The sequence below is a fragment of the Melghirimyces profundicolus genome, from assembly GCF_003054245.1.
Lineage (GTDB): Bacteria > Bacillota > Bacilli > Thermoactinomycetales > DSM-45169 > Melghirimyces > Melghirimyces profundicolus.
This window is the reverse complement of record NZ_QBKR01000030.1, coordinates 1-12,136: the sequence shown is the minus strand read 5'-3', so window position 1 is coordinate 12,136 and position 12,136 is coordinate 1. Positions and strand designations below refer to the sequence as shown.

Annotated in this window: 9 protein-coding genes; 5 read left to right on the top strand and 4 right to left on the bottom strand. The window is 51.8% G+C overall.

Annotated elements, in window-relative coordinates; translation table 11 throughout:
- Positions 1 to 37: 37 nt before the first annotated feature.
- The 3 genes from pglZ (at position 38) to C8P63_RS16360 (ending at position 3,810) form a co-directional block, all read left to right on the top strand.
- Positions 38 to 2,605 (top strand): BREX-1 system phosphatase PglZ type A, encoded by a 2,568-nt coding sequence (pglZ, locus tag C8P63_RS16370; protein WP_108025899.1) that lies wholly within the window; start codon positions 38 to 40, stop codon positions 2,603 to 2,605.
- A 140-nt stretch (positions 2,606 to 2,745) separates the two neighbouring features.
- Positions 2,746 to 3,237: a hypothetical protein gene (locus tag C8P63_RS16365; protein WP_146172200.1), complete on the top strand. Its 492-nt coding sequence runs from the start codon at positions 2,746 to 2,748 to the stop codon at positions 3,235 to 3,237.
- A 3-nt stretch (positions 3,238 to 3,240) separates the two neighbouring features.
- Positions 3,241 to 3,810, top strand: coding sequence for a hypothetical protein (locus C8P63_RS16360; RefSeq protein WP_108025895.1), 570 nt, complete (start codon positions 3,241 to 3,243; stop codon positions 3,808 to 3,810).
- A gap of 116 nt (positions 3,811 to 3,926) precedes the next feature.
- On the opposite strand, the gene C8P63_RS16355 is transcribed toward C8P63_RS16360, so the two are convergent.
- Together C8P63_RS16355 and C8P63_RS16350 are read right to left on the bottom strand one after the other, a co-directional pair.
- Positions 3,927 to 5,033, bottom strand: coding sequence for a tellurite resistance TerB C-terminal domain-containing protein (locus tag C8P63_RS16355; RefSeq protein ID WP_170109721.1), 1,107 nt, complete (start codon positions 5,031 to 5,033; stop codon positions 3,927 to 3,929).
- On the bottom strand, positions 5,009 to 8,566 hold the full coding sequence (locus C8P63_RS16350) for an AAA domain-containing protein (protein WP_108025890.1): 3,558 nt from the start codon (positions 8,564 to 8,566) through the stop codon (positions 5,009 to 5,011). The genes C8P63_RS16355 and C8P63_RS16350 overlap by 25 nt, the downstream gene beginning before the upstream one ends.
- 433 nt (positions 8,567 to 8,999) lie before the next feature.
- On the opposite strand from C8P63_RS16350, the gene C8P63_RS16345 reads away from it, so the two are divergent.
- Complete coding sequence (locus tag C8P63_RS16345) at positions 9,000 to 9,227, top strand: hypothetical protein (protein ID WP_108025888.1); 228 nt, start codon at positions 9,000 to 9,002, stop codon at positions 9,225 to 9,227.
- A 560-nt stretch (positions 9,228 to 9,787) separates the two neighbouring features.
- Here C8P63_RS16345 and C8P63_RS16340 read toward each other — a convergent pair.
- Together C8P63_RS16340 and C8P63_RS19245 are read right to left on the bottom strand one after the other, a co-directional pair.
- Positions 9,788 to 10,897, bottom strand: coding sequence for an IS4 family transposase (locus C8P63_RS16340; protein WP_108025886.1), 1,110 nt, complete (start codon positions 10,895 to 10,897; stop codon positions 9,788 to 9,790).
- Between the two features lie 193 nt (positions 10,898 to 11,090).
- Positions 11,091 to 11,228, bottom strand: a complete 138-nt coding sequence (locus C8P63_RS19245; protein WP_170109720.1) for a hypothetical protein — start codon at positions 11,226 to 11,228, stop codon at positions 11,091 to 11,093.
- A gap of 238 nt (positions 11,229 to 11,466) precedes the next feature.
- Here C8P63_RS19245 and C8P63_RS16335 point away from each other — a divergent pair, with 238 nt between their 5' ends.
- Complete coding sequence (locus tag C8P63_RS16335; RefSeq protein ID WP_108025884.1) at positions 11,467 to 11,826, top strand: hypothetical protein; 360 nt, start codon at positions 11,467 to 11,469, stop codon at positions 11,824 to 11,826.
- The last annotated feature ends 310 nt before the right edge of the window (positions 11,827 to 12,136 follow it).

The window sequence follows — 12,136 nt, the reverse complement described above, 5'->3', positions numbered from 1 at the left end:
TTTCCACGGAGGAAACGGAACGGAAATAGGGAAGTCGATGGGAAAGCAGGTGGAAGAGTTGGAGTTGACGGCCAATCTGCTGGAGCTTTTCGAACAGGAAAAAAGCCGATCGCCCGGGAACCGGGCAATCGTGTTCTGGTATGACGAAGACGCCGAAGGGAGGGACCTGGAGGAAATCCGCCGCGCCCTGGAAGAGCATGGGATCCAAGTGTGGGAGCTGACCGAAAACAACGCGTTCCAGACAAAATACAGGGTGGAAGTGGAGGAGAAGGAAACCTCTTTTCTCATTTACGCTCCCTTTAATAGACCGCCGGACAGACAAAACGTGCTGCTGGACATCCTCCTTTACTCCGCCGAGTTTAAAACCGACGAAATTGCCTTGCTCGCGGGGGAATTGGGCTTGGACTCCGCCTTGGCCCGTCCGTTTTTGCAACGATACCGGGTGTTCTTCCGGGAAAAGCGACGGAAGGAAAAGTTTCGGCGGTTCTCGCGCCTTCAAGGGGATGAACGGGATTGGAAGGCGGCGGTTTTCGCCGTACTCACCCAGGCCAAAAGCACGGAACCGACGGATCTGGTGCGTTCCGTTCTGGAGCGGGGGTTGGATGAAGAGGAGAACGAGGCCCTGAACCAAATTCGGAAGTTTGCCCATCTGGAGGATTTTTACGATTGGTTATACGCCCATTTCGGATTGCCCGGAACGGACTCCCCATCGCTGCGGGAAGTCTTTGGCACCCTGGTTCGGTGTCATGCGGTCACCTGTACGCCTGAACTGGAAAAGGATTTGCCTTTATTGGATACCCGCATGCCCAATACCTGCTACGTCTTTCTTGAGGATTGGCTGCGGGAGGAGTCGGGCCGGAGTGTCCTCCGTCCCCTGTTGAAGCAACTGGAGGCGGATTGGGGGCTCTATGGACGGTTAAAGAAATTATCCCCCGATCAGGTGGCCGATTGCCGTACCTTCCCGGTGGCGGATCAGGTATTGATCGAGTACCTTAACGAGATGTTGTTGAACCATGGGGCGACCGGTTGCGGCTTGCAGGAGATGATCGACAAGCGGCTGACCGCACCTTGGGCACAGGAACCCCGTATCCGCTGTGTGTATCGGTTTTTCACCCATGCACTGACCATGGTTCTTTACAAAGAAGAGGGACAAAGAGACCATCGCAAGATGACCGGACGGGATTGGGTGAAAGCCTATTCGGAGCACGATTATAAAATCGATCAAACCTACCGGAAAATGATGTGGATCTACAGTCAGGCCGGGATGCCGGAGGTATTTTTGAGTGAGCTGGTCGACCGGTTGACTCAGTGGTATGAGGAAGAGTTTCTGTCCGGGTTGGCCGGTTACACGGATCAACTCATGGCGGGGAAATTGGCGGCCCAATGGCCGATCGACGGCGTGTTGCAGCAAGCCCGTTTTTTCCGGGAAAAAATCGATCCCATTGTGGATCGCTCACCGGAACGCATTTTTGTCATCATTTCCGATGCCCTCCGTTATGAAGCCGGGGCGGAGCTGTCAGAAAATCTGGGCCGACGCCTGAACGCCGAGGTGTCCCTGGAGCCGATGCAGGCCTCCCTTCCCTCCTACACCCAACTGGGGATGGCCGCTTTGCTCCCCGGTGAGGTGACCGATATCGACGATCAGGGAACCGTGTTTGTGGAGGGGATCCCGGCCAAAGGAGTGAGCAACCGGGAAAAGATCCTGCAAAAGGCGGTGCCCGAGTCATCAGCCTTCCGACTGGATGATTTTATCCATCTGGGCAAGGAAAAAGGCTTGAAAGCGATTAAAGGCCAAAGAGTCATTTACCTGTATCATAACCGGATCGATGCCACCGGCGATCAGCAGGTGACCGAGACCTACACCTTTGACGATGTGCAACAGGCGATCGACGAGCTGGTCCGTGTAGTGGGTAAACTGACCGGCACGTTCAGTGCCAAACGGATTTTTATCACCGCCGACCACGGGTTCTTATATCAGCATTCCGCAGTGCAAGCGGATCAGTTGGCCGAGCGGGTGGAAGGGTCCGTCATGGAACAACACCGCCGGTTTGCCATCGGCCGGGAGTTGACCGTTCCTCCCGGAGGGCAGAAGGTGTCTCTCGACTATCTGAATCTGGATCTGGAGGCGGTGGTGGCCAAGGGGCTCAACCGCTTCAAGGCAGGGGGCGGAATGAAGTTTGTTCACGGCGGTCCCATGCCCCAGGAAGCCGTGGTTCCGGTGATCCAGTACCGTGAAATCCACGGACAGGCTCGGAAAAAGGAAGAACAACGGGTCGATGTCCGGGTGGCGATGCGGTCCAAAGTGATCACCCACTACCGCTTCAATGTCCTCTTCTTCCAGGAGCAGAAAGTCTCCCAAGACCTCCGTCCCCGCCATATCCGCGCCGCCTTGTACAGAGGAGAGGAGCGCATCTCCAACGAAGTGAACCTCATCTTCGACAGCGAACAGGAAGCAACGGAACGCCACCAGGAGGTCACCTTCACCCTGATCGAAGGCCGTTACCCGTTGGGGGAAGCCTGTGTGTTGCGGATGGAAGATGTAACGGGAAGCGAGACGGAGTTGTATGAAGAAGAGCCCTTCGAGCTGAGGGTGTATGATGTTTGATGTTCTCTGAAACAAACGACTTTCCATTGAAGGGGGAGTCGTTTGTTTCTATTTTTTTGCTTAAATACAGGGGATATACTAATTGTTTCCAGAGTGGTAATATATTCATAGCACCTATTTGTGGAAAGGATGGATTTATATTGGCGTATGAAAACGGGTACCAAGCGGAAAGTTACCTGGGTGATTTATTTGATCAGTACAAAAACGATCGACTGATATTTGTAAAAGCCCAGCAACTATTTACTTCTTATTTGTCAAGACCCGATTGGCCTCATTGTTTGGACGATTTGGATTCCTCATTTACTGAGTTGCTCGGAATCAATTTATGGAGTCTCATTCTTTTTTACGAAAGAGGTTATGAACAAGATGAGTTAATAAAATGGCCAGAGTCTTTACCCAAGGAATTTAAAAGTGAGTTCAGTTCCTTTTGTCGGGCAATCATCCCGATATGCAATCAATACGCAGTGGCTCGTACTCAACCGTTAAAGCTCTCCAATATCTCACAATCCCTTGACGGAAAAGGGGAGCGAATTATTCGTTTTGTCAGAATGGACGGGAGGTATCTGGATATCCAAGTTGAACCACATGACATTGACGAAATTATCAATACCCTAAATAACCTTGGAGGATAAAAGATGGAAGCCGAAAAATATAAAAAAATTCGCTCTCATCTGGATCCTGTACACAGAAACAAGGATAAAGTAAACCGTGAATCTGTACATGGGACAAGAGTTTACATACACCCCAAACCCCATGCCATGTATTATACTGAAGGAAGAAACATATCACTTGTGGAAACAATAAAAGGACCTCATGATTTCCGTGAATACTTGAAACAAGCTGCTTCCGGCAAAGAAGAAGACCTACCAAAGGGGGAATCATTCATGAACTGGCAGGAGAAATATATCGATAAGCTGGACCGGGACATGAATGATATGAAAAACACCATTACTTCATCAGAAGACCGAATCGCCCGAATGATTGATTCGGCAATGACTGAAATGCGGGATCGCGACAATCAACGCCATCAAGAAATCATCGAGATGCGAAACAGCATGCAAAATGTCGAACAAAAAATAGAATCAAAAATGCGGTGGGTGGTGGGGACCGCTATTACCACGGGGCTGTCTGTGGTTGCCATTGCCATCACCATTATTGTTGCCGTGTGGCAAATAATCACGACCCTGACGGAATCGACCCCTTAAAGAGAATACGGGAAGGGGTATGAAGACGAACCATTAAACTGCGCAAAAGAACAAGCTGTCAGGATTCCCGACAGCTTGAGGGAGGGCTGCTGATCATGATCAGCAGCCCTTTTTCTTCACACAAGCACCACATCCACCCACTCTTCCGAGATGACATAGTTTCGCCCCTGTTCGTGCAAAAGGAGATCTCCCAGATGATCAACCGCTTTTTCGTTAATGTCGTCGATCAGTTTGCGTAACATCAGGCCCTGGGAGCGGGCAAAGTCCATGACTTGATGGGTTGGCACCTCTTTTCGGTTGGCAAAGAGGGTTAAAAACTCCGTTTCGGTAGCAGTCAGATCGAAGAGAAAGGCCTGTTCTTCCGAGGAGGGGGCCTTTGTTTGGTTATCGGTTGTTTCGGGGCCTGAAGTGTTTTTTTCGGGTGGGTGGAGAGAGACTTGGAGCTCCTCCGTTTTCCCTGGTGTCTCCGCTTCATTCAGTTGGGCTTCCTTTTCAATCCCCATTTCCTCCAGCTTCCTCCACAGGGACTCCATCGCTTTCTTGCGATCCCGGTAGAAGGTGCTGCCACGGATGCGCCAGAAGGTCCAGCCGGCCCGTTCCAGGGTTTGTTGGCGGAGCATGTCTTCTTCCCAGCGGTCGGGACCGTGCCACCGGTCACCGTCGCATTCGACGGCGAGGCGGTTTTTCAAGCCTTCCACCACCAGATCGATCCGATACCTTCCCACCTGCACCTGAGGTCGGACCCGGTACCCCTGAGCGAGGATCATCCGAAGGACCTCTTTCTCAAACCGGGACTCACAGAGGGCTTCAGCGTTTTCCACCTGTTCCATGACGCGGTGAGGGTTCAAACAGTAATTCAGCAGACGGTAGCGCAAGTCGTCGGGATTCAGATCCTTCAGATCAACCGAATGATACAGGCGCAACTGGTTTTTGGCCCGGCTGGCGGCGACGTTGAACCGCTGTTTGGCGTCCTTGCGGACCTGTGCCTGGAAGCGGACATTGTCGGCGACGACCATGGAAAGGAAGATAATGTCCCGCTCATCCCCCTGGAACGCATAAGCGTCTCCGCAGATGATTTTCCGCTTCAGCATCTCCTCTTCCCCGATGGCCTCCCGGAGGCGGTTTTCGATGAATTGGGCCTGGTCGTTGCCCAAAAGGGAGATCACCCCGAAGGTCCGGTTGGCCAGGGCCGGCTCCTTCACCATGGCTTGAATGTCGGCCACGATCGTCTCCGCTTCCACTTCATTGATCTTTTGCAGTTCATCCCGGCGGCCCGGGACCCGGCGGGCCAGGACCGGGGGTTCCAGCCGGTCTTCCGCAGGGGGATGATTTCTCCGCCGTAACTCAGATCATTGGAGAACTGGATGATCTCCGGGACGCAGCGGAAGTGTTCCTTCAGGCGCAGGGTGCCCGGGAAGATACGGGTGGCTACGTCATAGAGGGAAGTTTGCATGTCAAGATTGCTGGCTTGGGGAACCCCCTGCAAGTGACGCTGGATCAGGGAACGGACCGCCTCCTGGTCGGTTCCCACTGCGGCGGGACTGATCTGTTCGTCATCCCCCACGATCACCGCCCGTTCCGCCCGCAATAAGGCCGCCAGAGCAAACAGGTCGCACTGGCTGCTTTCGTCCACGATGACCACGTCAAATCGGTCATTTCGGAGATCCAAATTTTCAATCACCCGATCCACAGGCATGATCCAGACGGGGATGGCCGGCTGACACCGCTCCATCTCCACACGAGCTTCTTGACGGTGTTTGGCGGCGTATTTTCCCGTGCCTTTCCCGATCTTTTTGATCTTTTGCTTCCAGGCGATCAGGGCCCGTTTTTGCGGTTCGGTGATGCGGAGCAGTTGTGCGCGCCAGGCGGATTTGGCCACAATGGAGCCGAGCAGGCGCCGTTCCCGTTGTTGTTCTTCTTCCAACTTCAGCTCTAGCTTCTCCGGCTCCAGGCCGTTTATCTTTTCCACCTCGGTGTGAACCCGTCTCCATTCCCAAGCTTCTTGCCAACGGTCGGGGAAGGGAGTGGGGGTTCCCATCCGGCTGATAATGCGGTCGGTCCAGTTGGGTGCCGCCTTTCGCAAGGAAGTGGCCAGTCCCTGGAGTTGCCGGTTTTTCTCCCGGCATTCGTGGAGTTGGATCAGTTCCTCGAAGGTAGCTTCCCAGAAGCGAGCATCTTTTTGTCGCCAAGCATCCGCCAGCCGTTGGCAGATCGGATGGGCTTTGGATTGGGCGGCTTCCTGAAAAAGATGATGCGTCTGTCGTTCATATTTAACTTCCCATTCTTTGTGCTTCAACTTCATTTCCACAGCTTGGAGGGCGGCTTCCAATTCCTCAAAAGACGAGAGGGAGGACCAGGAGAAATCTTCCGGAAGTGTGACGGAATCGCTCTCTGCCTTCAGTTTCAGGATCAAAGCTTGGATACGGACGATTTTTCTCAGGTGGTGCAGAAGATCCTCTGTCAGGGCCACCAGCCGATTTTGTGCAGCATCCAGGGCAGGTCCGTCCACTTCGGTCATGAGGGTGTTCCAACGCTTGACCAGACGGTATCTCTTTTCTTCCATCTTCAACTGTTCCGCGATCAATTCCGCTTCTTCGACAGTTTGGACTGAACGGTGGTCCACGGCGGGATGCTCCACCAAGTAACGCAACTTGCGCCCCGACAGCATCAGATACAATCCCCGGATCGACTTTCCCTCCCGCAGACGATCGATCAGAGTTTGGATGTCTTGTTGCAGTTGGTGACGGGGCACTTTCGGCAGCTGAATGTCATATTCCGCCAACCGGTTTTGGATTGCGGTGATTTCCTCCAGCGTTTGCTCCACGGAACCGATCAGCTGGGTCCACATTTCTTTCCGCTTCCCCCCGGCCAACAGATCGCTCAGGATCTTTTGGGCAAACGGAGGACGGATCCCTTCTCCCTCCTTCAAAATGGGCTGGAGAAGGCGGAGCAGTTCCCGGCGTTTCGGATTTGAATCGGGGAGACGGTATCGTCTGAGGAGGTGTCGGGACTGGTTGAAGGCCTCTTCCGTTTTCTCCCCTTCGGCCAACAGGGATCGGTATGCAGCGGCATTGGGAAGGGAGTCCGGGGTGGGAAAGGACTGCTTCAGTAACGACCGGGTTTCCAAAGGCAATTCTCCGGCCAGCGCCCACATTTTTCGCATGTCGGAATCCGTCAGCGGTGGAGCGGTGTCGATCCGATCCGGGATCCAACTCAGTTCGGCCTCGGTTTCGGTCAGTTTTTGGGCGGCTTTCATCGGAGAGAGGGATTCCTCCCCCCATTGGATCGCCTCCATGTTTCGGGCGGCCATCTGTTTCAGCTGCAATTTGCATTCTTCGATGTTTTGGCGGGTGGATTTGAGCTCCTGCTTCAATTGTTCCACTTCACGCTTCAGGAGTTCCGGATCCTGTACGGCCATCTCGCTGGAGATCGCCCCGATGGACTGTTCGATTTCATTCAGGGACCTGGAATCCCGCCCCAGCACGGAGACGCAAAGGGAGCGGATTTCTTCCGGGATCTTCTCTGCCAATACCCGCAAGGCCGGCTCCTTGTGACTGGTCACGAGTACTTTTTTGCCGTGTGCCAGCAGATGGGAGATCAGGTTGGCGATGGTGTGGCTTTTGCCCGTTCCCGGGGGTCCTTGCACGGTAACGCCGTGGTTTTGGGCGAGTCGGCGGGCGATCTCTTTTTGTTCCTCATTGGCCGGGAGGGGGAAAAAGAGGTCTTTCCTTACCCCGTCCCATGCTTTTCGTTCTTCCTGACTCGGTTCGATCCGTTCCATGCGGAGGAGGGACTGGATCGTTTTGGGTACTTTCATCCCCTCTCCCAAAGCTTCGATAGCTGTGCGGAGCTCATCTTTCCACAGTTGAGAGGTTCGTTTCCGCAGGAAAAACACCGGTTTTTCCAAAACGACCGGGTTTTTCTTCACCTTCACCCGGCTCTCGCCCTCGATGAACCGTCCTTCCGGGTGTAGTGTCTGCGCCATTTCCTTGTATAAGGGAATCGCTTCTTCCCGGTTCAATGGATGCCCGGTTTGTTCCACTTGTTTTCGCAGGCGGGGAAGGTGGGTTTCCTGGGGCAGCTTGACACCGGTCAGCATTTCCGTTTCCAGGATCGTTCCCTTCCGAGTGGGAGTCAGGGTGAACCTTCCTTTGCGGGCGTCGAAGTGAAGTTCCATTCGGGTGGTCAGCAGGGGATGGAGGATCCGACCGGACGGGAGGTCCCACAGGAGAAGGCCGTGTCCGAAGGCCAGCTCCAGGGTCTCCCCTTCCCGCTCCATCCGGTTTACCAAGGCGAACAACAGGTTGTACAGGTTCTGAACCTGGGTCTTGTGCCGGTGCTCCTCCGCCCAGGTTTCCCAGCGCTCCAGCCATTGGCGAAAGGCTTCCACCCGCGCGGGTTGGTCTTCAAACTTCTCTTCCCGATAAGGGGGCGCATCCTTGCTGAAGTGGAGACTGGGGAGGATTTCCCGCTTCTTCTTGACTTGAGGAGGAGTGTTGCTTTGTCGGTGATCGGTTGTCAGCCATTCTTTGAACAGGGGATCCGGTTCCGGTGCCGGGGGGATGTCGTTCTGTTTATGTATTTCAAGCCAAGCATCCGTCGTCTCCCCCTCTCCAAACAAGTAACACCCTTCTCCCCGTGGCAGTTCGTCCACATAAAAGGACTTCTCAAACTGCCGGAAATCCCGAATCGGTGGTCGGGCCAGGTTTTGTACAGCCAGGAGATACTCAAAGATTTGCCGGGGTGAAGCAGCCATATATCAACGTCCTTTCCACGGTTTTGGAAAAATGATGATTCCAGTGTATGATGACAGGATACAGAATTGAACAGAAAAATACCAGGAAACAGAAGGGTTGGATTTATCTTAATTACAAACCTGTTTTGTGATCGACTGAAATCGGTTTGACGGTAGAGCATTGTATCAACTTTGATAATAACCAAAAAATAGACGTTCGTCTGAAGCGCAAAGTTTCTCCATAGTGGAAGAACAGAATCGGGGTCTTCGGGCTTTCGGCTATGCACCCAGTACAACGCGTTTTGGCCTGAGCGGGTCACAAACGATCCGCGGGATTCGAATAAAACGGATAGATGGATTCCACCTCAATGAACTTCGTCACGTGAAAAAAGTCTTATCAACATCTGCTTACGGACAAAGTCAGTGCGGGTGAACCATTGAAGGAGGTGCTGGAATGACGACAGCAGACCACAAGGTGCGGATGCCCCTTTTTCCTCTGTATTCGGAAGTCGGTAAGTTGTTGGAGCTATACCGGGGAGAGAAGAAAGACGTGGTTTACGGGATGCTGAAATCCATCTGGGAACATACCGGGACACCGCAAAACCCCGTCAACTGGACCGACTCCGATACATGGATCGGTGAGAGGTTGGCTGGAGAGAATGGCGGGGAGTATGGGTTGTAGGAAACTTTTACAAAAAAGGGATATTTTTTATTACGACCTCCACTGTTACGAACGAGGAGTGTACGATCGGTCGAAAGGTCGGTTTTGGCGACGACAGCAAGTGAGTAAACATAAAATAGTAGACGGTCGCCTGTCAGGCGACCGTCAAACGATCTATGGGCGTTTATTTTTATGGGCCCTATGATGATTTAATGCTTATGTTTTAATGCAAAAGTTATAACTTTCATAAGATTGGGCATTTTACCCCTCATTTCCCTGTAGTAAATTAACCGCAGGGAGGGGATGTGTATTGAAAATCTTTCATCAGCTATTGAAGATTTTGGGTAACAAAAAAGTTTTTAGTCGATGATGAAGACTAAGCGATTGCGCTAAGATTATTAAAATGACAGTAGGCTGAATTAGAAATCATTTCTCACAAGGAACATAAGTTATTAAGCTGCTCCCAGGGCTGCGACGAACAGGTGGTTTTGGGGAGTGGATTTTTGAAACAGTGGGTACTTAACACAGGGGATATGGAAAGGACCGATAACCCTGCTGGCAGGTCTGTTGATTATCCAAGATTAACATAAATAACGAGCGGGTAATCGACGGACGTAATCAAACAAACAGAGGGTCCATTCAGAAGGTAATTGGGAAAGCCACAGCTGACGGGCAAAGAGAAGCAAGGAAACGTGTTGAAACCGGTCGGGCTTTTCCTGCGTGTGAAGCCAGTGCAACAGAACATAGGCCATACAGGCACCGAACAGTTGTCCGTAAACCGCATTGGGCGTGGTTCCGAAGAGGTTTTTCACGTTGAGATGTTGTTTGATCCAACGGAAAAAGAGTTTCACCTGCCATCGGGCTTTGTACAAGGCGGCAATGACTTCTGCGGAAACATTCATCAGGTTGGTGGCAACCCGGATCCACCTGCCTTTTGGATCTCGAAAAACAACCACCCGAAAGCGGTTTTTCGCCTTTCCCATGAAGCAGGTTCCGTCTTCCAACACTGGAGAATCGATGCTCGGAAGACGACGCAGGGATTTCCAGTTCCACATCTCCATGTTGTTCCTCAAACGGATCGCAAAATACCTTCCCGTTTCATGCAGCACGTCCATTCGTCGCGTATCTGCATAGGCCCGATCCTCCACCGATACGATTTGCGGCATGGATTCCAGCCTGGACACGGTGGTGAGATCGTGACTGCGGGCAAGGGACGTCTCCGCCTGTGTCAACGCATGGGTCATCACATCCAACCGGACGTGAAGCTTCACCCCGGAGCGCTCTCCGTGAAAACGAGCCCATGGCAAGCGATTTTTGCCCACGGTGATGATGGTCGAATCCACGGCAAAGACGCCAAAGGACAAGGAAAGCATCCGGCGGATGCGACGGGGACAGCGTTGCACCAAGCGATGAAAAAGATCCCGGAAGGCTTCAAAGGGGACGTTGGTGGCTTTCTTCGACAGAGTGGAATGATCGACGGCCACCAAACCGGGACACCTTTTCAATTGCTCTTCACTTTCCCGAAAACTTTTCCACTGTCCCAAAGCGGAAGCCATCCAGAACCGCAGGAGGGAAGCCACGCTAAATTTCCGGGCTGTGTCCCGGTAACCGTGATTTTCGACGATGGTTTTCACTTCTTCTTCAGGTATCAGCCGTTGCAGGAGGTCGAAAAGAATGGTATCCTTCTTCATACGGAACTCCTTTGTGTCGGGATTTGAAGTTTGGTCGCTTCCAAATCCATTGTACACAAAGGAGTTTTCTTTTTCCCTAACTTTGGCTAATCAACACGCCTGATTAGACAGATACCGATGATTTTGGTTTATTTTCCCTAATCAACAAGCCTGATATTGAACAACATCGCCACCGTGTAGAACCCATGTCTCTTCATTTCTCCTCTTTGCTTTCCTTTAAAAACTTTTCAATCGACTCCAACCGTTGTACCGTTTGCTTTTGTTGGTAGCGGATTTCCCAAAGGAGATAAGCAAAAAGCAGAATCACAAGAAAAATAATTAAAGACATCATCGAGAATCCCCCTTTCACACTTCGGACTGTATCAAAAAAGGCGAGCCAATTGCCCGCCCCTTCCTCCATTCAACAAATCTTATGGTAGGGATTCACACACCACGCCGCCGATCTCTCCACTTAAAAAAACTCATCTGCCAGCCAAAAATAAGTGGCCCACATCGCACCCATAGACGGCGGCTTGTAACAGATTCAGATCACCGAAAAGGTAAAGGGTAGGAAGGGTTCCAAACCCGGCATGAATCAGAAACGCCTAACCACTGTCGCCTCCTTCACCTACCGGGCCGACGGCATGCGGAAGACCATGACCACCGCTTCGGGGAAACCCGTCAGCATGACCCGGGACGGGAAGACGTATTACTATCAGCTGAACGGCCATGGGGATGTCATCGCCCTCGCCGTTCCCGTCCTTCGTCTGGCCATTTTTAAGAGAAGTTCATCCCGATCCACTGCCGTCGGCTGGTCGGCAGCGTCGTACGATTACGGTACCACCGGGGCTTATGAGAGGGGTAGTTCAGTTAAACAATGGACCTGCTATCTCAACAACAACCATAATCAACCCAAATATAGCCATGAAAAGGAAAAACAAACCCAATAATCGAGAGTCTAAAGGGATAATAGACCCAATAATTGGGAGTCCCAGCAAAGAATCTATTATATCCTTTTTCCATTTTAATACCTAAAACAAGATTACTCCACAAATTCCAAGTGCAAGTAAAAATAAACCCAGCAATATTTTCAAATTTTATCCCCCCAACTTAATAAAGACATAATATGGTATAAAATGATGAAGTTAAAGTTAATATTTAATTTCAGGCCTGTTGATTAGGGAAAATAAACCAAAATCATCGGTATCTGTCTAATAATTCATATACCGACCACTTAACTTCTGTCGGTAATTGCCGCCA

What these genes read in the sequence shown, in the direction of transcription:
- C8P63_RS19245 (WP_170109720.1), bottom strand. Translation starts at nt 11,228, where the DNA reads ATGATGTCTTTAATTATTTTTCTTGTGATTCTGCTTTTTGCTTATCTC.
- C8P63_RS16350 (WP_108025890.1), bottom strand. Translation starts at nt 8,566, where the DNA reads ATGGCTGCTTCACCCCGGCAAATCTTTGAGTATCTCCTGGCTGTACAA.
- C8P63_RS16335 (WP_108025884.1), top strand. Translation starts at nt 11,467, where the DNA reads ATGAATCAGAAACGCCTAACCACTGTCGCCTCCTTCACCTACCGGGCC.
- pglZ (WP_108025899.1), top strand. Translation starts at nt 38, where the DNA reads ATGGGAAAGCAGGTGGAAGAGTTGGAGTTGACGGCCAATCTGCTGGAG.
- C8P63_RS16340 (WP_108025886.1), bottom strand. Translation starts at nt 10,897, where the DNA reads ATGAAGAAGGATACCATTCTTTTCGACCTCCTGCAACGGCTGATACCT.
- C8P63_RS16360 (WP_108025895.1), top strand. Translation starts at nt 3,241, where the DNA reads ATGGAAGCCGAAAAATATAAAAAAATTCGCTCTCATCTGGATCCTGTA.
- C8P63_RS16345 (WP_108025888.1), top strand. Translation starts at nt 9,000, where the DNA reads ATGACGACAGCAGACCACAAGGTGCGGATGCCCCTTTTTCCTCTGTAT.